Below are 18,439 nucleotides of genomic sequence, written 5' to 3'. Positions count from 1 at the left end.
GTCCCTAGCCGCACGCGTCGCGCGCTGTCATCATTCCCTCGTCGGCGGTGGGCCTCCCGCCAACCGGCGGTTCCATCATTCACACGAAGGGGAAGAACATGGCTGAGCAGAATCTGTTCCTGGTGGTCGGCGCCTACGGCGAGCCCGAAGCGGCCGACGAAGACTACAAAGCCCTCAAATCGGGTGAGAGCGCCGGCGACTACGACATCGTGGGCGCCGTCGTGATGAACCGCGATAAGGACGGCAAGGTGCGGGTCACCGAGCACGAGACCGGCAAGGTCTCCAAGGGAGCCGGCGTGGGTGCAGGTGCGGGCGTCGTCGTCGGGCTCTTCGCACCGCCGCTTCTGGCCGCGACCGCGATCGGTGCCGGTATCGGTGCCGTCATTGGCGCTCTCCGCAAGCGGCACGATGAAAAGGCGCTCGGGGTCGACGTGGACGAGTACCTCCCGCCGGGGTCCTCGGCCGTCGTCGCGATCGTCGACGACAAGTGGGCCGACAAAGTGGAAAGCGCTCTCGTGAAGGCCGACAAGAGGATCTCGAAGGCGATCGACTCTGGCGACTACGACGAGCTCCAGCGCGCGGTTGAGAAGTCGGAGACCGAGGTCAAGGACGCTGCACAGTCCTGACGAGGCAGGCAATTCCGGCGATCTGCGAATCGTGGGCGGGGCCTGCGCTCACGATGTACCGCGTCCCGAAGATCACCGCCGGGCACCGTGGATATCACGGCTCAGGATGCGCGCGGCGGCGCGGCGGCCCGACTCGAAGGCGGCGGTGACTGTCGCGGGATCGTCCGTCCAGGTCGCCTCGCCGGCGATGTGCAGGACGCCGCCTCCGATCGGCGCGGCGAGGTCCTCGTGGTCCCGCCGCCGAGCACCCACCGGCAGGTAGGCGTAGGAGCCACGCGAATACGGGTCCAGCTGCCACCGCGTCACCGCGCATCCCGACGGATCCGGCACCGCCGCCCCGAAGACCTGGCGAAGTGCGGCCATCACCGATGCCACGATCTGGTCCTCGGGCCACCGAGCGGTGCGTTCCGCGCATTCCGCGGCCGCGAACGTCAGCAGGGTCGGCGTTCCGTCGGGACCGGTGATGTCGTACCACGAGTGCCACCACCGCGCCGCGGGTCCCTGCCGCCGGAAGGCGTACACGCCACCGGGCCAGAACCGCTGGGGGAACCGGAGCACGACCTTCTCGAAACGGTTCATCTCGAGTCGGCCGAGCGCGCTCGCGACAGGCTCGGGAAGCGGCGGGTCGAAGACCAGCTCGCCGGACTTCAGTACGCCGACGGGTACGGTGACGACGACATGGTCGGCCGACACCGCGAAATCGCCGGCCGTGACCTCCGCTCCCCGATCCGACCAGGAGATGCTCGACACCGCCCGGCCGAGCCGAATGTCGAGACCTTCGGCGAGCGCTCTGGTGAGCTGGTCGTAGCCTTCCGGGAACACCACCTCGTCGCCTTCGACGGCGTCGTCGTCCAGCCCATGCGCGTCGAGACGCTCCGCTGAGACGCCGTACTGCTCCTCCGCCCGATGCCCCAGGAACTCGCGGACTCGTTGCTCGCGTTCCCGCGGCCACGACAGTGCCTCCAGGGCGCGATCCACCGCCGTCGCGAAGGGGACGCCGGTGCCCAGCTCCGCGATCACCCGTTCGAGACGGCTCGACGCGGTCGAGACGTCGGCGACGAACGCGTCGACCTCGTCCGAGGTCAGCCGCGCTCCCTGCGGCGAGAAGTAGGCAATCGGCCGTCCCCCGGGCTGGTAGCTCCCGACGGTGAACTCCCGCGTGCCGATGCCCTGCCGCTGCACCACGTCCCACACGGGGTTGTCCGTGATCCCGTGGATCCACGACGCGCCGAGGTCGAGGGCTGTTCCGTACCGCCGATCCGTCCACACGCGACCGCCGATGCGGTCCCGCGCCTCGAGGACGGTGACATCCAGACCAGCCGACACGAGCATCCCCGCTGCGGCGAGCCCGGCGACACCGGCACCCACGACGACCACATCCGTCCGCTCCACGCTCACACCGTTCTTCTCTTCGAGGACGCCGGAGTCTCCACCCCGCCGGTCACTCGATACTGAACTGTAGCCGCGTAGGCAACTCCTGATCATCACGGGACCTTCGACCTATCGCCGTAGTCCCGCGGGTCCGTAACCTCGGAGTTACGGGTAGCTCCCGGGCAGCCGAAGCGAGGTCGCGCCTCAACCCCGATCGCGTCACGCCGCGACACCATGTCACATGGATCACGGGTACAGGCTGCAGTGACCGAGGCGGTGCCTCCCATGGGGACACCGCCTCGACCCCCTCAACCGCGGAGACGTGCAATCGCCTCAGAGAGCCACCTGCTCATGGACGAAAGAATTGAATCTCTCGGCGCAGAGCCCCCGGAGCGCAAGGCGGCGCGCGCGTTCGCCCTCTGGGCCATCCTGGATGCGCTTCCCGAAACCGATCCCACCCGCTTCGACAAGGCACGACGCGCATATCTGGCGGATCCGTCCGAGAACGGAGAACCCGCGAATTAGATGTCGCTGGACGAGCAGGCCGTACCTGCATCGCAGCAGGCCGGCTCACTGCATTCCTGGCGGCAGGTGGCCGCACATCTCGCGGGGGTGAGATGTGCGGCCAGCATGTGCCTGAAGAGGGACGCCCAAGCCACGACCGGAACCGTCTGCACCTTCATTCGGATGTCTCGTCCCGTCGCGTTGCGTGAAGATGCCGGGAGATCCGCCGACCGCTGACGACGTGGGGATGGATGGCCACGTACACGTAGGTCTTGGTCGGTACCCAGTCCGGCCATGACAACTGCTCAACGCGCCGGACCCGGCTCGGATCATGCAGAACGTGAGCCTCCCCGCGGAGGGAGATGCTCCAAGCCTCCTCGCCGTCGCGCTCGTCCACTTCGAAGGCAACGGCCGGATTTGCCGTCAGGTGCCGAAGCTTCGTCCCATCCGCCGTACGGAACACCACCTCGCGACCCGTCACCGCATAATCCACCGGGAAGATCTCAGGCTGATTCTCGTTACTCAGCCCCACTCGGCCAAAGGAGTGCGTCTCCAGGATCGCCCAGCAACTGTCTTCGCTGAGCACCGTCGCCGGCCCCTGTGGAGACCAGATGCCCTCGTCCCGATTGACTGCGTTCATGATGACCCACCTCCACGGTCCGCCCAGTCTCCGGCCACCCTGGTGCGGGCAACAGAGCCCTTGGTCCTGCGGTCACAACAGGCAGCGAGGCCCTGGGCACTGTCGGGAATGGGCGGGACGGCACTTTTCATTCATGCGCTACGGGCCACCGGGTTCGTAAGACCCGAAGCTCCACTCCCGGCCGCCCGGATCAAGGACTCGAGCACGCCGTGAACCCCACCCCGTGTCTTCGGGGCGAATTACCGACTGTGCGCCTGCCTCGATCGCGGCGGCGTACATCCCGTCGACGTTGTCAGTCGCGAGGTAGAGGCCAGATCCGGTTGACTGCCCGACGAGTGGTGCGAGGAAATAGTCGGCATCACTACTGGCAATCATGATGACGGCGTCGTCCAACCGCAGTTCAGCGTGTTGGATGGTGTCGTGTTCACCGTCTTGACGAGCGACCACGGTGAATCCGAGCGCTTCGAGCCAGACAATCGCCGCCTCAGCGTCTGAGTAGCTGAGGTAGGAAGCAAGCGTCACTGCCATGTCGAGATCCTAGCTCCGTGACGTCATGGCTCGGACCCCGATTCAGGCGGCCGCATCCGTACCCTGCCCTGGCCGCCCTGACCGGCCGCGTTCACCGACACGCCCCCGATCGCCAGGCGCGCGGCGCGATTGCGGTGACACTGTCCAGGTGCAGCATCTGCGAATCATCGCCCCCGCCGACCTCGTCGACCAGGTGCTCACGACCCTCCAGGACAACGTGGCGACGACCAACATCGTTCGCATCCCGAAGGCCGCTACCCGACCTGCGGGCGACCTGGTGCTGTGCGATGTCGCCCGCGAAGGGTTGAGCGCCCTGCTCGACCAGCTTCAGCAACTCGGGGTGCAGCACGAGGGATCAATCTCCGTCGACGACATCGGCATCGAGATCTCGGATGCGGCGAAACGCGCAAGCCGCGCCGCCCCCGGGCATGCCGCCGACGCCGTGGTGTGGCAAGAGATCGAGCAGCGCACCCATGAAGAGACCAGCCTCTCCCCCACCTTCCTGACATTCATGTCCGTCGCCACCATGATCGCTGCGATCGGTGTCGTCTTCGACGAACCCATCCTCATCGTCGGCGCCATGGTCGTCGGCCCAGACTTCGGGCCGCTTGCTGCGCTCTCAGTGGGCCTCGTGCGATGGCGACGTCGGATGATCGCTCAATCCGTGCTCGCACTCGCCGTCGGGTTCGCCATTGCTATCGCGATCACCATCCTGTTCACCCTGCTGCTCACCGCGCTCCACCTGATGTCACCCGCCGACCTGCTGCACTCCCGGCCTCTGACTGACTTCATCTGGAGACCGAACGTGCTCAGCTGGGTGGTCGGTTTCCTCGCCGGCATCGCCGGCCTGCTGTCACTGTCGACCGCGAAGTCGGGCGCACTCATCGGGGTGCTGATCTCGGTGACGACGATTCCGGCCGCCGCGAACGCCGCCGTCGCCCTCGCTTACGGGGCCACCGAGCAGGCCGTCGGCGCGCTCATCCAGTTGGTCATCAACCTCGCCGCGATCACACTCGGCGGGGTGGCGACCCTGATCGTGCAGCGCGTGAACCAGCGACGGCACGCAGCACAGGCGATCACCGGGCGACAGCACGGTCCGGTCTGACGTGGAAACCCCAGCGCGGGAGCAACGTCGCCCGCGGCTTGCTCCACACGCCCTCTCCGGTCAACGCCGCATAGGCGATGCGCTCGAGCGCAGTCGCGTGCGGGCGCAACGGAGCAGCCGCCACCCGCTCGGGCGTCGACCGGAACACGAACTTCGCGACGCTCAGCGCGCCCTCCTGGTTCGAGGGGGTCGGTGGCACGTCGAAGCGCTCGATGAAGCGGCGCAGGTTGCTGGTCGCCGGGAGGTCACGGAGCCGGTCGTCGAACACCCAGCTCTCGCACACCAGAGGGGCGCCGTCGTGGAACCACTCGGCCGCTCGGGCGAGTGCGTCGTCGACGGACTCCGGCGTCAGGGGGCCGGTCTCAGGGATGTGCATGTTGCGGCCGACCCGGCTGGGCGCCACCTCGAACTGCAGGCGTCCAAGGGTGACGACCCGGCCCGTGAACACCGCCAGCAGCCAGTCGTCGTCGACCAGCTCGCCGTACAGCTCCAGCTTTCTGGGGATATCGGCGAGCGAGGCCGCAGCGACAGCAAGGGGAAATCCCCGGGCGACGAGCGCAGCGACCGCCTCGTCGTTCACGTCGGCCATCGCCACCGCGAGCTCGTGCCGGTCGACACCGCGCAGAACTCCCGGACGGCCGGACGCGAGCATGCTGCGCAACGAATCGTGCGGTTCCGCCGTAGCCCCAGAAGCGCTCATCGCGTGGGCTGGCCGGCGGCGAAGTACTCCACGAGGCCGGCATCGAGAGCAGGCACCGGCAGTGTGCTGCCGTCGCCCCGGAGGGAGACGGTGGCGACCACACCCGTCGCAACGGCGTTGCGGGCGGCGACCGGGGATGTCTGCGCTTCGGCGCCGCTGCGTACGAACTCCAGAAACTCCGAGATCATGAGGGAATCCGCCCCGCCGTGGCCGCCGATCCCCTCGGACACCACGAACGTCTCGTCGGCCGGCGCCGCGCTCCCGTGCCGGCGATTCCAGAGCCCGACCTGCGACCCGGCATCGTCTCCGAAGTTCTCGATGCGCCCTTCGGTGCCGATGACCGTATAGTTGCGCCAATAATCCGGAGCGAAGTGGCATTGCTGGTACGACGCCAGAACCCCGTTGTCGAGCACCATGTTGACCTGCGAAATGTCCTCGACGTCCATCACCGGGTTGAGACCGTCGAGTGCGGTGGGTGGCCAGTTGTCGAGGCTGAACCAGTCCTGCATGCGCTCCCCCGCCCGGTCCCGCCGGTCGTCGATGGCTCCGTAGACGCTCAGGGAACCGATCGCCTGCACCCGGCTCGAATAGCCGCCGGCGAGCCAGTGGATGACATCCAGGTCATGCGCTCCCTTCTGCAGCAGCAGGCCCACCGACTTGGACCGATCGGCGTGCCAGTCCTTGAAGTAGTAGTCCCCGCCGTTACCGACGAAGTGGCGGCACCAGACCGCCTTGACCTCGCCGATGCGGCCCTCCCGGATCAACCCGCGCATCAGCGTGATCACCGGCATGTGCCGCATGTTGTGGCCGACATACAGCCGCGAGCCGGTGCGACGGGCGGCCTCCAGGATGCGGTCGCAGTCGTCGATCGAGATTGCGAGCGGCTTCTCGCAGAATGCTGCCACGCCGGCTTCGAGCGCCGGGATGACGACGGCCGCGTGCTGGTCGTCCGGCGTCAGCACCATGACGGCATCAAGGTCGAGGGCGAGCAGCTCGCCGAGGCTGCCGGTCACCGTAGCGTCCGGGAAGGCCTCGCGGAATTCGTCGCGCGACCGCTCGCTCAGGTCGCAGAGGGCGACCACGACCGATCCTGCGCCCGGGCGATGCGCCTCGCGCGCCACGCTGCCGCGGTTGCCGTATCCGACGACGCCGATCCTGAGGTCCATCGAGTCTCCTTCCGATCCGGTGTTCATCGGCCGGGCAGCGCCCGCAGCGCATCCGCCGCCAGCGGGGCCCCCGATACTTTCGCGGCATAGAGCGCGGCCCCCACGTCCGGCTCGTAGCGGGGTGCGCGCAGGTCATACCCGGCGTAGAGGGCGTTCAGCTCGGCGGTGAACGCGGCGAGCACCAGGTCGGACCGGAACACACCGCCCGAGTAGGAGACAGCGACCTCGTCGCCCGTCTCGTAGCCGAGTTGCCGGCGGGTGGCGTCGACCAGGCCGGCGAGCTCCCCGCCGGCTGCGGCGAGGATGTCCGCGGCGACGCCGTCCCCCGCACTCGCCGCCTCGGCGACGGTGCTGGACAGCGCCGCGATCCGGGTGCGCTCCTTCTGCCAGTCGGTGAGCACGAGCCCGATCAGATCGAGGTCGGCGGCGATTCCGGTGTGCTCCTTGATCAGGTCGTAGAGCGGGCCGCGTGGAAGCCGACCGTCGCTCATCCTGGTGAAGGCGTTGAGGCCGTGCGAGGCGATCCAGTAGCCGGATCCCTCATCCCCGAAGAGCTCGCCCCATCCGCCGACGCGGACACCCGACCCCTCCCGCTCGCCGTAGGTCATCGAACCGGTACCGCCGACGACGTTTATTCCGTCGGTCGCGCCCAGAGAGCCCGCCCAGCCGCAGACCATGTCGTTGACGCAGAGGTAGCGGTCCTGGCCGAGTGCGGCCAGAGGGACCGCGTCCAGCGTGTCCCGGTCGGTACTGACTTCGCCGTAGCCGGGCAGGCCGACCACAGTGAACGCGATCGCACCGGCCGGAATCCCGGCCTGCCGGCAGATGTCGTCCACACCGTCGGCGAGCGTCCGGGTCACAGCCTCGACGCCGAGACGGTAGTAGTCGCTGCTCGGCTGCCGGGACCGTGCCAGCACGGAGCCCTCTGCATCGATGAGGACGAACGCCGTCTTGGTGCCCCCGCCGTCGATGCCCAGGAAAGGGCTCACGCGACCCCGCTCGCGGCACCGTCGAGGGGGTGCAGCCGCACGCCCTTCACCACGCGGTTGACGTTGCCGCTCGGGAACGGATTGTCCGGTGTCGTCCCGACGCGCAGGGCGAACGAGAGTCCGAGGATCTGGGCGACGACGACATACACACTGGCGAGGAACGAATCGTTCAGTTCGTGCAAGCCTTCGAACGCGACCAACTGGCCGGCCGCTGTTGTGACTCCGTCGGGTGCGACCGCGATCACGCGGGACGGATCAAGTGCGCTCCTCAGCTCTGCGAGGATGTCGAGGTCGTACCGACGCGTGTACGGGTCGGACGAGATGAAGACGACGACGAGGGTGCGCTCGTCCAATACGGACTTCGGGCCGTGCCGGAAGCCGAGGGCCGAGTCGTAGTAGCTCACGACCTGTCCGGCCGTGAGCTCCAGGAGCTTGAGGGCGGATTCGCGGGCGAGTGCGGTGAGCGGCCCGCTGCCCAGGTAGACGACGCGCTCGTACCGGTCATCGGCGAGGTCGCTGATCGCATCCCAGCCGTCCCCGACGATGCCGGCCGCAGCCGCGACGAGAGGCGCGACCTCCCTGGAGCCTCCGCCACCCAGGACCAGGAGCACCGAAAGCAGCATCGAGGTGAAGCTCGACGTCATCGCGAATCCCTGGTCGTTGGCGGCGGCGGGCATCAGGAGCACGTAGGACTTCTTGCGGCCCTGGTGCTCCTGATTGAGCTGACCCGCCGGGTCGCACGTCACGATCAGGTGGCTCACGTCGCTGAGGGACTCGTCGGCGAGCCGTGTCGCTGCGACGCTCTCCGGGCTGTTGCCGGAACGCGCGAATGAGATCAACAGGGTCGGGACGTCTTCCGCGAGGAACTCGCGGGGGTTGGAGACGAGGTCGGTCGTGGCGATCGCCTCGATCCGTCGTGACAGCAGGCGCGACAGCTCAGGCGCGGCGACTCCGCCGACGAACGCGGACGTCCCGGCGCCCGTGAGGACGATTCGCAGGTCGGATCGGTCGAGGAGCGGGGCGAGGAACGCATCCACCTGGGCACGTTCGGCCTCGACGTTCGCCGCAGCCTCACGCCACACGTCGGGTTGGTGGCTGATCTCGCCGATCGTGAATTGAGCGCCAGTGATCTCGGGTCGTACGGTGGTCGGGCGTGTTTCAGACAAGGAGTTCCCTCTGGTTTCGTGCGGTGGTTGGACGTGTGGCGGCGGCGTACGGACGCAGGACATCCCTGATCTTGTCGGTCACGAGTGAACGCGGCTCGGGATCGAGTTCTCCGGCGCGAACGCGGACGTACTGGTCCGGCAGGAACTGTGCGATCAGTGGAAGCGGCAGTGTCCTGCCGGAGAGGTTGGCGTAGAGCAGCGCTTCGGCGGCTTCGATGGCGGGGTCGGGCCAGTAGTAGCGCAGCCGGTCGCTGTAGCTGTAGCGGCGAGCGATGCGCTGCTCGTCCTCGTCGCCTTCGTAGTAGTTCTGCCAGTACCCGGGTTCTGCCAGCATGCGCTCCTCGATCACTCCGACGAGGTTCGAACGCGCAGCGGCGGGCACCAGTTCGTCTTCGATGGCGGCCAACGCGAACAGCGCCTCCCGCATCGCAAAGGTGAGGCCCGGTCCGACCTTCAGGATGGCCCAGTGGTCTTCGACCAGTTCGGTCAGTCGAGACTCCAACTGGTAGTCGGTGGAGTGCGCCTCGAAGACCATCCCCGGTTCGTCATCGAGCACGGCGCGCAGTTCACCGGTGCGGTCGCGCCGGTAGTCGATGACCTGGAGGTGGTCGAACTCCACGCCGGGCTGCACGACCAGGGCGATGATCCGGGGCCACGCGCCCAGCACCCCGGCATCCGCAAAGGCTTCGCGGTGTCGTTCCAGTGTCCGCCGAGCCGCGTCGGGCGACGTGGGGGTCAATTCCGCCAGCGTCTCGTGCGCGCCGCCGGGCACCGGCACCTCTGTGCCGATCACATAGAGCTGGCGCCCCTCGATCCCGAGGCTGCGGGCTGTCTGCTCGGCGACACGGAGCAGTCGGGCGCTCCGTTCCGCGACGAGATCGTCTCCGAGCGGCACCGGATCGCCGCTGCACGACATGCTGCAGTCGAGGTGGATCTTCGTGTACCCGGCCTCGACGTAGGCGGCGACGAGGGCGTCGGCGTTGGCGAGCGCCTCCGCAGCCGGTTGCCCCTGCCAACGGTTGGGTCCGAGGTGATCGCCGCCGAGCACGATGCGGTCGCGAGGGAATCCCTGCTGGTCCGCGATCGAGAACACGAGTTCGCGGAAGTCGGCCGGGCGCATCCCGGTGTAGCCGCCGAACTGGTCCACCTGGTTCGAGGTGGCCTCGATGAGGACGAGGCTCGAATCGGCCGCGGCCTGCGCGATAGCCGCTTCGAGGACGACCGGATGCGCGGAGCACACCGAGTAGACCCCGACCGGTTCACCGGCCTTGTGCCGCCGGATGGTCTCCCAGAACTGGTCGGTCATGCTGCTCCTTCAGATCGTGTGCTGCTGGTCTGCGCGCAGAGCGCAGCGACCGTCTCGGCGATGCCGTCCCGCCCGTGCGCGAGGAAGCGCCGCGGGTCGGTCACCGACGGGTCGGAGGCGAGGAACGCCCTGATGCGCCCGGTGAAAGCGACATTGAGGGCAGTGCCGACGTTGATCTTTCGGATACCGGCGGCCACCGCGTCGTTCAGCGTGAGCACTGGAACGCCGGACGACCCGTGGAGGACGAGCGGCACAGGCACGACCCGCGCCAGCTCGGAGACCAGCGCGAGGTCCAGTTGTGCGTCAGCCGTGGTCATCGCGTGAGACGATCCGACGGCGACCGCCAGCCCGTCGACCCCGGTCGCCGCCACGAACGACACGGCCTCGGCCGGATCGGTCCGGACTCCGGGAGCGTGCGCGCCGTCCTTGCCGCCGATCGCGCCGAGTTCGGCTTCGACCCACAACCCGCGCTCGTGAGCACGGGCGGCGGCGTCCCGGGTGCGGGACACGTTCAGCTCGTAGTCGAGATCGGCTTCATCCACCATGATCGACGAAGCGCCGTAGCGGTCGGCGTGCTGGATCAGTTCCTCGGCGAGGGCGCTGTCTCTGATGTGGTCGAGGTGGATGCTGACCGGGACGGTGCTCTCTTCGGCCACCTGCCCGCAGGCCGCCAGCAACGGCGCGAACCGGCCGCCGTGGTAGCCGATCGCGTTCTCGCTGACCTGCAGGATGACCGCGACGCCTGCCTGCTCGGCGCCGGCGACGATCCCCTCGGCGTGCTCGAGAGTGATCACGTTGAAGGCGAGTGCCGCGCCCCGACGGCCGACGGCGTTTTCGAGGAGACCCCGGGTCGTGGCGAGGCTCATGAGGCGAAGCGATCGTAGTGCGACGGGTCCGCCGCCACGGCGTCGTCGAGGATCCCGCGAGCGGTCTGCGCGTCCGGCACGAGAGGGTCGAGGGCGAGCGCCTGCAGGGCGAGTTCGCGTGCACCGCTGACGGCGGCCTGGACGGTGAGCTCCTGTTGCTGGGCTCGCGCCGTCAGCACGGCGGCAACCGCATCGGGGAGCCGGCCGACGGAGACGCCGTGGATGCCGTGGGCGCCGACGACGGCAGGGACCTCCACGACGGCCTCCGGCGGCAGGTTCCTGATCACACCGGCGTTCGGCAGGTTGACGGCGAGTTCGACGTGTTCCTTCCCCGTCTGCAGCGCCTCGGCGATGGCCACCAGGCGTTCGGCCTCCTGGTTCCGGGCCGGTGCGAGGGGCTCGGTTCCTTCCGCCTGGGCCCGGAGCGAGTCCCACAGCCGGCCCTTCTCGTCGATGTACTCGCGCGTCATGTCCTGGCCGCCCTGGAGACCCCAGCCGAGGCCGCCATCGCCGGCGCGGGCGAGGTAGCCGGGGAAGAACTCGGACACATGGCGGTCGCCCGGAGCGGGGTACAGGCCGAAGGTCCGCATCAGATCCGCCGACACGCCAGAATGCACGCCTTCGCTGCGGGAGGTCTGAGCGTCCCGGCCGTCGGCGCGCTCGCGCACCAACTCGCGCAAGCGCGGGTACAGATCCTGCGAACCGGATCGGATGTCGAGGAGCCAGCAGAGATGGTTGAGCCCGGCGAACAGCGCGCTCACCGACTCCGGGTCGACGCCGAGGTCGGCGCTCAGTGCCGCCTTGGTGTGCATGGTGCCGTGGCAGAGACCGACCGCATTCACCGGCGTGTGCTTGGTGACGGCCCGGACGTTCGCCGTGAGGGGGTTGCTGTAGTTGATCAGCTGCGCGGTCGGCGCCACATCGGCGATGTCCGTCGCGATCGCCAGCAGTTCCGGGATGTGACGAAGCGCGCGCAGTACACCCCCTGGTCCGACGCTGTCACCGACGGTCTGGTGGATGCCGTAGGCCTCCGGGATGTCCAGATCGGCCCTCCAGCCGGCCGCAGACCCGACCGCGATGGTGGTGGCGACGAAACGGGCGTCGCGCAGCGCTTCGCGCCGGTCGGCCACCGCTTCGACAGTCATGGTGGAGCCGGCCGCTTCAGCGATCCGGCGGCCCAGGCGGGCCATCGTCTCGGCCGCTTCCGGGACCACGTCGACCAGCCGCACGGCGATACCGTCGAACGTGCGCGAGCGGGCGAGGTCGTTCAGCAGACCCGGGGTGAACACGGTGCTGCCGGCGCCGATGAGGACGAACGCCTCCTGCGTCATCGGACGATCCTTCTCATTTGACGCTCCCGGTGAGGAGTCCGCTGACGATGTACCGGTTGAGCAGCACCGCGATCACGGCCGGAACCGCGACGGCGACCACGCCGGCGGCGCTCATCAGCGAGTACGGGACGGTGTGCCGTCCCTGCAGCGCGGCGATCACAACCGTGAGCGGCTGCGTCGACAAGTCGCTGGAGAGCACGAGCGGGAACAGGAACTGCGCCCACGCCGAGAGGAACGTGATGATGGCCACCGAGACGATGCCCGGTCGGGCGAGCGGCAGCACCACGTGCCAGAGCACGCGCATCCTGCTCGCGCCGTCGACCTGGCCGGCCTCTTCGAGCGCGATCGGCAGGCTGCTCATGTAGTTGTACATGATCCAGGTCGCCAGCGGCAGGAAGCCGGAGATGTACACCAGGACGATGCCCGTATAGGTGTTGACCAGTCCCAGTCCCGACATCATCTGGTAGAGCGGGATGAGGGTGGCGTACGCGGGGAACGCCATCGTCGCCAGCACCGCATAGAACAGCACGTCGCGCCCCCGGAACTTCATGCGGGCGAACGCGTAGGCCGCCAGCGTCGCGAGCACGACGGTCACGATGGTCGCCGCGGTGCACTCGATGAAGATGTTGAGCATCGACCGCCGGACCGAGTCGGCCAGGTCGCCGCTCCCGCCGAGCAGTGTGATGTAGTTCGTCAGGGACGGGGTGGGCGGCAGGTAGTTCGCCGGCTTTGCGCTGATCTGCGCGTCCGTCTGCAGGCTCGTGTTGAGCACCCAGTACAGCGGCGTCAGCGTCCAGATCAGGATGAAGGCGACGCCGATCGGGCGCGCTATGGAACGTCTTTTCATCAGAACTCCACGGGGCGGTAGACGAGCCTCACGACGCCCAGCGACACGATGAGCGTGGCGAGCGTGATCAGCAGGGACAGCGCATAGCCCTGACCGAAGTCGAGGTTCTGGAAGCTGATGAAGTAGGTCTGCATCGTGACCGACGAGCCGGTCGCGGCCGCGCCGTTCAGCACGAACGGCTGGTCGAACACGTTGAGTGTCGCGATCACGGCCTGGACCATGGCGATGGCGATGCCCGGCCGCGCGAGCGGCAGCGTGATGCGGCGGAACATGTTGAACCCGGTGGCGCCGTCCAGAGAGGCGGCCTCGTAGAGCTCGCCCGGGATGTTCTGCAGCGAGGCCAGCACCAGCAACGCCGACAGCGGCGTGATCTGCCAGACCTGCACGAGTTCGATCGCCAGGATGGTCACGAACTGGTTCTGGCCGAGGAAGACCTGGTAATGGTCGATCAGGTGCAGCGATGACAGCACGCTGTTGAGCAGACCATTGTTGCTGTCCCAGATGCCCGACCAGACGATGCCCTCAACCACGCCCGGGAGCGCCCACGGCAGAATCAGGATCGCGACCAGGACCGAGCGGCCGCGGAACGGCTTCTGCAGGGTCACCGCGAACAGAATGCCCAGCGCGGTCGAAAGCAGGACGCCGATGATCACGTACAGCGCCGTGTTGCCCATGCTCGCGACGACGGCGGGGTCGTTGAACAGCGCGACGAAGTTGTCGATCCCATTGAAGTGATCGGGCGGATTCAGCGGCTGGATCTTGAAGAACGCCTCGACGAGCGTGATACCGGCCGGGACCAGGGCCAGGCCGACGATGAAGATCGCGAGCGGTGCGACCAGGCCGTAGGGCAGGAAGTCGAGGCGGCGGACGAGCCGCGATCGCGATCGGCTGGGGCCCGCCGCCGGCCGGGGCGGACCCGGCCGGCGGGGGGACTGGACGTCGACGCTCAAGAGCCGTTCGCCAGCTTGGTGGCCTGCGCGGCGATGGCCTTGATCGCCGCGTCGACGCTGATGGTGCCGACGGCGGCAGAGTGCAGGTTCGTGCTGACCGACCGGGAGAACTCCGGGTACCAGGACGGCGCACCCGATGCGAACACCGGCTTGGACTTCGACAGCAGCTCACTGAGCTCGGCACCCTGGGCCAGCTTGCCGTTCTCCGTGAGGATCTTCATGGCCGACAGCCGCGACGGGGTCGGGTAGTTCGGCATCACCTTGTCGGGACCGCTGGCCCCGGCGAAGTCGGCCTGGTTCTCGGTGGCGGTGATCCACTCGATGAACTTGGCCGCGGCGGCGGGGTACTTGGCCTGCTTGGGGATGCCGATACCGTCCGGGTTACCGAGATTGCTCGCGGTCCCGTCGACGCCCGGGGTCGGGATGTACACGGTCTTGCCGACGACGTCGGACGAGGCGGGCACGTCGTACAGGCTGCCCACGTTGCCCGAGTAGTCGGAGAACGTCGAGGAGACGACACCCTTGGCCATCAGGTTCTGCATGCCCTGGGAGTCGGTGACGTTGATGTTGCCGGCCGGGACGAGTCCGTCCTTCAGCGAGTCGACCATCCACTTGGCGGCCTTGTAGCCGCCGGAGTCGGGGCTGGCGAACTGCGGCTTGCCCTTCGAGTCGAGCACCGTGCCGCCGAACGCCTCCGTCGCCTCGTACCAGTAGGTCGAGAGGCCCTCGGCCGCCGCGAACGGAATGTTGAGCGGAGTGGCGGAGACGCCCTTGGCCTTGACCTGCTTGAGGTCGTCTGTGTACTCGGTCATCGTGGTCGGCATCGTGGTGATGCCCGCCTGCGCGAACTGGTCCTTGTTGACCGTCGTCACCATGTAGGAGGAGTCGAACGGGATGCCGATCACCTTTCCGCCGGACACGAACGAGCTGAGCTGCGGCATGTCCGACTTCAGCTTCTTGGTGTCGATGTAGTTGTCGATCGGATAGAACCAGTCCAGCCTGCTGAGCTGTCCGACGCGCGACCAGTCGACGTCGGTGACGTCGGCGAAGTACGTCTTCGACGTCGCGGCTGCCGCGATCTTGGTCTGGAGGTTGTCCCAGTCGATGCTCGTCCACTTGACGGTGATGCCCGTGCTCTTGGTGAACGCGTCGAGAGCTGCCTTCGGGGGCGCGGGGTTCATCCAAGCGACGGTGATGGTCACGCCCTTGGTCTGGGTAGAGCCTCCGGCGGAACCGCCGCCGGTGCATCCGGTCAGCGTGAGTCCGAGGGCGACGGCACCGGCGATAACGGCGTTTCGGGTATGGCGTCTGGGCTTGAGCGTCATTCTGCTCCTCCTTGGGCATAGGGAGCGTGTCAGCGGCGATGCTGAGCGACACGCGATTCGAGCAACGATGACATGCGATGCGCGCGGATTCAACAATTCCCGAGGGAAAAGCCCACATTTCGGTCAAATGCGCATTATTGCCGCCGATAACTGATTGTGCGCGCACTTTGGCTGCTCATTCGCTATAGTTCGACTGTGCAGCGCAAAGAACGTCTCCATCACATCGTTTCCGCCATCGTCGACAATCTCTCGATGGAGGTGCCCGAGCTCGCCGCACAGTTCGACGTCTCGGAGGCAACCATCCGACGTGACCTCGAGCTGCTCGAAGAGCAACAGCTGGTGAGCCGCACGCGCGGAGGCGCTACGACCCACGTCGCTTTCAACGACCTCCCGCTCGGGTTCAAGACCTCGCAGGATCTGGACGAGAAGCGGCGCATCGCTCACAGCGCGCTCGCCTTCCTCGACGGTGCCAGGGTCGTCGGCATGACCGGCGGGACGACCACGAACGAGTTCGCCAGGCAGCTGCTCACGCGCCGCGGCCTGACGGTCGTCACGAACGCGCTCAATATCGCGACCAGTCTGGTGACCAGTCCGGGCCTCCGGGTGTTCGCCGCCGGCGGCGAGGTCCGCAGCAGCAGCCAGGAGGTGGTCGGCCCGAGCGCCGAGGCGTTCCTATCCGAGTACAACATCGACGTCTCCTTCCTCGGGGTGGACGGCGTGGACACCGAGGCGGGCTGCACGAATTACGACCCGATCGGCGCCCGGGTGAACGGGGTCATGCGCGCGCGCTCCCGCATGACGATCGTGCTGGCGGACGCGACCAAGATCGGCCGAGTCGCGCTCGCGAGCGTCTGCTCGATGGACGAAGTGGACGTGCTGATCACCGACTCCCGTGCGCCGCAGTCCGCAGTGGACGCCATCCAGCGCCGAGGGTGCCGCGTCATCTGCGCCTAGCAGTATCACCGCGATAACGCGCAGAAAACTGCATATTTTGTGCACGTTGTTTGTGCGAATGGCGCACTCGTGCAATATTGGCCGAATGGTCAAAGTAGCCTTCATCGGCGCCGGGAGCGTCGAGTTCACCCGCAACGTCGTCACCGATCTCTGCAGCTTCAGCGAGTTGCGGGGCGAGTTCGAACTGTCCCTCCACGACATCGACGCCGAACGCCTCGGCTACGCCGACGCACTGGCGAAGCGGATCAGCGCCCAGCTGGGAGCGGATGCCCGCGTCACGTCGAGCCTCGATCGCCGGACGGCCGTGGCCGACGCCGACTACGTGGTCAACGAGATCCAGGTGGGCGGCTACGCCGCGACCCGCAAGGACTTCGACATCCCGGCCCGCTACGGCGTCCGCCAGACCATCGGCGACACGATCGGAATCGGCGGCATCTTCCGCGGACTCCGGACCATCCCGGTCCTCACCGGGATCGGTCAGGACCTCGCCGAGGTCGCCCCGGACGCCTACCTGCTCAATTACAGCAACCCGATGGCGATGCTCCCGTGGGCCGTCTCGGCCGGAACACCCTTCTCCCGTGTCGTCGGCCTCTGCCATTCCGTGCGCGACACCCACCACCTCCTCGCGGAGCTGGTCGGCGTGCCGGAGGACGAGATCACGTTCGAGACCGCCGGCTTCAACCATCAGGCGTTCGTCCTGCGGTTCGAACGGAACGGCGAGGATCTGTACCCGCGGCTGCGCGAAGCGATCGACGGGGACCCCGAGCTTCAGCGTCGCGTGCGCGTGGAGCTCTTCCGCCGGTTCGGGTACTTCCCCACCGAGTCCAGCGAGCACAGCGCCGAGTACGTTCCCTGGCTGATGCACAGCGACGCCGCGATCGAGCGCTTCCGCATCCCCGTCGGCGAGTACCTCACCCGGTCCGAGCGGAACATCGAGGAGTTCGACGAGACCCTCGCCACCCTGCAGGCGGAGGGCGAACTGGATCTCCAGCCGACCTCCGAGATGGCCTCCGAGTTCATCCGCGCCCACGTCACCGGCGAGCCGGCGAGCCTGTACGTCAACGTGCAGAACAACGGACTCATCGAGAACCTCCCCGCAGAGTGCTGCATCGAGGTACCCGGCGTCGTGGACAAGGATGGTCTGCACCCGCAGGCCGTCGGCGCCCTTCCCCCGCAGCTCGCTGCGCTCAACCGCACGTTCCTCAACGTCGTCGAGCTGACCGTCAAGGCCGTCCTCGAGGGCGACCGCGAGCACGTCTACCACGCTGCGCTGCTCGACCCGAACACCGCTGCCACCCTCGGCATCGACGACATCCGGAGCATGTGCGACGAGCTGCTGCAGGCGCACGGCGACCTCATCCCCGAGGCGCTCCGGCTTTCCTGACGGAGCGCGCGGGTGAGAACAGGCATCCTCGGCACGGGGGCGATGACGACCGCACTCGGTGCCCGGCTCGTGCGAGCCGGGCACGAGGTCGTCATCGGCTCCCGTGAACCGGCACGCGCGCGGGCGCTGAGTGCGGACCTCGGCGCCGCGGGCGCTGGGGACTACCGCTTCGCGGCGCGGGCCGACATGGTGATCGTCGCACTGCGCGACACAGAGGTTCTGCAGATCGTCGAGTCACTCGCCGACATCCTCGCCGGCAGCGTGGTGATCGATCTCAACAACCCGCTCGATCCTCCGTGGTTCGAGAGCCGGTACGCCGGAGCGGAGTCGCTCGCCGAACGGCTGGCGAGCGTCGCTCCGGGGGCCAGAGTCGTGAAGGCGTTCAACACGGTCTATGCCGAGTGGCTCGCCGACGGCGCTGAGGCGCGCTTGCCCGCAGTGCAGGTATTCCTGGCCTCGGACGACGAGGGCGCGAAAGACGCCGTCGACGCGCTCGTCCGGCAGATCGGCGCGGAGCCTGTCGACGTCGGACCGCTCCGGACCGCACGGCAGTTGGAGAGTCTGGCCGGATTCGAGGTCGCGCTGGTCGACCGCGGCTATGCGCCCTTCGCCGGTCTCCGACTGGTCGCCGGGCGCCACGCGCAGGATGCCGATGGCCCTTGACGCACCGATCAGCGCGGC

The 18,439-nt window shown here is 67.8% G+C and carries 19 protein-coding genes; 6 read left to right on the top strand and 13 right to left on the bottom strand.

What is annotated here, in order from left to right; genetic code table 11:
- Positions 1-98 precede the first annotated feature (98 nt).
- Positions 99-626, top strand: coding sequence for a DUF1269 domain-containing protein (locus AB4Y74_RS01345; protein ID WP_441797321.1), 528 nt, complete (start codon positions 99-101; stop codon positions 624-626).
- Between the two features lie 72 nt (positions 627-698).
- Here the strand turns inward: AB4Y74_RS01345 and AB4Y74_RS01340 are convergent, their stop codons facing one another.
- Positions 699-2,024, bottom strand: a complete 1,326-nt coding sequence (locus AB4Y74_RS01340; protein WP_441797320.1) for a flavin monoamine oxidase family protein — start codon at positions 2,022-2,024, stop codon at positions 699-701.
- A 324-nt stretch (positions 2,025-2,348) separates the two neighbouring features.
- Here AB4Y74_RS01340 and AB4Y74_RS01335 point away from each other — a divergent pair, with 324 nt between their 5' ends.
- The gene (locus tag AB4Y74_RS01335) at positions 2,349-2,522 is read left to right on the top strand and encodes a hypothetical protein (RefSeq protein ID WP_441797319.1); all 174 of its coding nucleotides are present in this window, start codon (positions 2,349-2,351) and stop codon (positions 2,520-2,522) included.
- A gap of 154 nt (positions 2,523-2,676) precedes the next feature.
- On the opposite strand, the gene AB4Y74_RS01330 is transcribed toward AB4Y74_RS01335, so the two are convergent.
- Together AB4Y74_RS01330 and AB4Y74_RS01325 are read right to left on the bottom strand one after the other, a co-directional pair.
- The gene (locus AB4Y74_RS01330; RefSeq protein ID WP_441797318.1) at positions 2,677-3,141 is read right to left on the bottom strand and encodes a pyridoxamine 5'-phosphate oxidase family protein; all 465 of its coding nucleotides are present in this window, start codon (positions 3,139-3,141) and stop codon (positions 2,677-2,679) included.
- A 138-nt stretch (positions 3,142-3,279) separates the two neighbouring features.
- The gene (locus AB4Y74_RS01325) at positions 3,280-3,669 is read right to left on the bottom strand and encodes a VOC family protein (protein WP_441797317.1); all 390 of its coding nucleotides are present in this window, start codon (positions 3,667-3,669) and stop codon (positions 3,280-3,282) included.
- Between the two features lie 148 nt (positions 3,670-3,817).
- On the opposite strand from AB4Y74_RS01325, the gene AB4Y74_RS01320 reads away from it, so the two are divergent.
- Complete coding sequence (locus tag AB4Y74_RS01320) at positions 3,818-4,774, top strand: DUF389 domain-containing protein (RefSeq protein WP_441797316.1); 957 nt, start codon at positions 3,818-3,820, stop codon at positions 4,772-4,774.
- Here the strand turns inward: AB4Y74_RS01320 and AB4Y74_RS01315 are convergent.
- Genes AB4Y74_RS01315 through AB4Y74_RS01270 form a run of 10 tightly spaced genes read right to left on the bottom strand, consistent with a single transcriptional unit; the run spans position 4,746 to position 15,420 of the window.
- Positions 4,746-5,426 (bottom strand): hypothetical protein, encoded by a 681-nt coding sequence (locus tag AB4Y74_RS01315; RefSeq protein WP_441797315.1) that lies wholly within the window; start codon positions 5,424-5,426, stop codon positions 4,746-4,748. The two genes, AB4Y74_RS01320 and AB4Y74_RS01315, sit on opposite strands and share 29 nt — an antisense overlap.
- A gap of 44 nt (positions 5,427-5,470) precedes the next feature.
- Positions 5,471-6,640 carry a Gfo/Idh/MocA family protein gene (locus AB4Y74_RS01310; protein ID WP_441797314.1) on the bottom strand — a complete coding sequence of 390 codons (1,170 nt, stop codon included), beginning with the start codon at positions 6,638-6,640 and terminating at the stop codon, positions 5,471-5,473.
- Between the two features lie 23 nt (positions 6,641-6,663).
- Positions 6,664-7,629 (bottom strand): BadF/BadG/BcrA/BcrD ATPase family protein, encoded by a 966-nt coding sequence (locus AB4Y74_RS01305; protein WP_441797313.1) that lies wholly within the window; start codon positions 7,627-7,629, stop codon positions 6,664-6,666.
- Positions 7,626-8,795, bottom strand: coding sequence for an SIS domain-containing protein (locus AB4Y74_RS01300; RefSeq protein ID WP_441797312.1), 1,170 nt, complete (start codon positions 8,793-8,795; stop codon positions 7,626-7,628). The genes AB4Y74_RS01305 and AB4Y74_RS01300 overlap by 4 nt, the downstream gene beginning before the upstream one ends.
- Entirely contained in the window at positions 8,788-10,101 is a 1,314-nt protein-coding gene (locus AB4Y74_RS01295; RefSeq protein ID WP_441797311.1) for a D-tagatose-bisphosphate aldolase, class II, non-catalytic subunit, read from the bottom strand. Before AB4Y74_RS01295 ends, AB4Y74_RS01300 begins: the two co-directional genes overlap by 8 nt.
- Positions 10,098-10,967 (bottom strand): class II fructose-bisphosphate aldolase, encoded by an 870-nt coding sequence (locus AB4Y74_RS01290; protein ID WP_441797310.1) that lies wholly within the window; start codon positions 10,965-10,967, stop codon positions 10,098-10,100. Before AB4Y74_RS01290 ends, AB4Y74_RS01295 begins: the two co-directional genes overlap by 4 nt.
- On the bottom strand, positions 10,964-12,298 hold the full coding sequence (locus AB4Y74_RS01285; protein WP_441797309.1) for a family 4 glycosyl hydrolase: 1,335 nt from the start codon (positions 12,296-12,298) through the stop codon (positions 10,964-10,966). The genes AB4Y74_RS01290 and AB4Y74_RS01285 overlap by 4 nt, the downstream gene beginning before the upstream one ends.
- A 13-nt stretch (positions 12,299-12,311) precedes the next feature.
- Entirely contained in the window at positions 12,312-13,145 is an 834-nt protein-coding gene (locus tag AB4Y74_RS01280) for a carbohydrate ABC transporter permease (RefSeq protein ID WP_441797308.1), read from the bottom strand.
- Positions 13,145-14,095 carry a carbohydrate ABC transporter permease gene (locus tag AB4Y74_RS01275; protein ID WP_441797307.1) on the bottom strand — a complete coding sequence of 317 codons (951 nt, stop codon included), beginning with the start codon at positions 14,093-14,095 and terminating at the stop codon, positions 13,145-13,147. Before AB4Y74_RS01275 ends, AB4Y74_RS01280 begins: the two co-directional genes overlap by 1 nt.
- On the bottom strand, positions 14,092-15,420 hold the full coding sequence (locus AB4Y74_RS01270; RefSeq protein WP_441797306.1) for an ABC transporter substrate-binding protein: 1,329 nt from the start codon (positions 15,418-15,420) through the stop codon (positions 14,092-14,094). The genes AB4Y74_RS01275 and AB4Y74_RS01270 overlap by 4 nt, the downstream gene beginning before the upstream one ends.
- A 195-nt stretch (positions 15,421-15,615) precedes the next feature.
- Between AB4Y74_RS01270 and AB4Y74_RS01265 the strand changes: the two genes are divergently transcribed.
- The 3 genes from AB4Y74_RS01265 (at position 15,616) to AB4Y74_RS01255 (ending at position 18,421) form a co-directional block, all read left to right on the top strand.
- Positions 15,616-16,374 (top strand): DeoR/GlpR family DNA-binding transcription regulator, encoded by a 759-nt coding sequence (locus tag AB4Y74_RS01265; protein ID WP_441797305.1) that lies wholly within the window; start codon positions 15,616-15,618, stop codon positions 16,372-16,374.
- A gap of 85 nt (positions 16,375-16,459) precedes the next feature.
- Positions 16,460-17,758 carry an alpha-galactosidase gene (melA, locus tag AB4Y74_RS01260; RefSeq protein WP_441797304.1) on the top strand — a complete coding sequence of 433 codons (1,299 nt, stop codon included), beginning with the start codon at positions 16,460-16,462 and terminating at the stop codon, positions 17,756-17,758.
- A gap of 12 nt (positions 17,759-17,770) precedes the next feature.
- Complete coding sequence (locus AB4Y74_RS01255; protein WP_441797303.1) at positions 17,771-18,421, top strand: NADPH-dependent F420 reductase; 651 nt, start codon at positions 17,771-17,773, stop codon at positions 18,419-18,421.
- The last annotated feature ends 18 nt before the right edge of the window (positions 18,422-18,439 follow it).

This window comes from Leifsonia sp. RAF41 (genome assembly GCF_052114085.1).
In the GTDB taxonomy this organism is placed as follows: Bacteria; Actinomycetota; Actinomycetes; order Actinomycetales; family Microbacteriaceae; genus Leifsonia.
This window is presented reverse-complemented; position numbering and strand designations above follow the sequence as displayed.

Excerpts from the sequence above, each read along its gene's own strand:
- AB4Y74_RS01290 (WP_441797310.1), bottom strand. The coding sequence starts at position 10,967 with ATGAGCCTCGCCACGACCCGGGGTCTCCTCGAAAACGCCGTCGGCCGT.
- AB4Y74_RS01280 (WP_441797308.1), bottom strand. The coding sequence starts at position 13,145 with ATGAAAAGACGTTCCATAGCGCGCCCGATCGGCGTCGCCTTCATCCTG.
- AB4Y74_RS01345 (WP_441797321.1), top strand. The coding sequence starts at position 99 with ATGGCTGAGCAGAATCTGTTCCTGGTGGTCGGCGCCTACGGCGAGCCC.
- AB4Y74_RS01270 (WP_441797306.1), bottom strand. The coding sequence starts at position 15,420 with ATGACGCTCAAGCCCAGACGCCATACCCGAAACGCCGTTATCGCCGGT.
- AB4Y74_RS01335 (WP_441797319.1), top strand. The coding sequence starts at position 2,349 with ATGGACGAAAGAATTGAATCTCTCGGCGCAGAGCCCCCGGAGCGCAAG.
- AB4Y74_RS01325 (WP_441797317.1), bottom strand. The coding sequence starts at position 3,669 with ATGGCAGTGACGCTTGCTTCCTACCTCAGCTACTCAGACGCTGAGGCG.
- AB4Y74_RS01285 (WP_441797309.1), bottom strand. The coding sequence starts at position 12,298 with ATGACGCAGGAGGCGTTCGTCCTCATCGGCGCCGGCAGCACCGTGTTC.
- AB4Y74_RS01295 (WP_441797311.1), bottom strand. The coding sequence starts at position 10,101 with ATGACCGACCAGTTCTGGGAGACCATCCGGCGGCACAAGGCCGGTGAA.
- AB4Y74_RS01315 (WP_441797315.1), bottom strand. The coding sequence starts at position 5,426 with ATGCTCGCGTCCGGCCGTCCGGGAGTTCTGCGCGGTGTCGACCGGCAC.
- melA (WP_441797304.1), top strand. The coding sequence starts at position 16,460 with ATGGTCAAAGTAGCCTTCATCGGCGCCGGGAGCGTCGAGTTCACCCGC.
- AB4Y74_RS01310 (WP_441797314.1), bottom strand. The coding sequence starts at position 6,640 with ATGGACCTCAGGATCGGCGTCGTCGGATACGGCAACCGCGGCAGCGTG.
- AB4Y74_RS01330 (WP_441797318.1), bottom strand. The coding sequence starts at position 3,141 with ATGAACGCAGTCAATCGGGACGAGGGCATCTGGTCTCCACAGGGGCCG.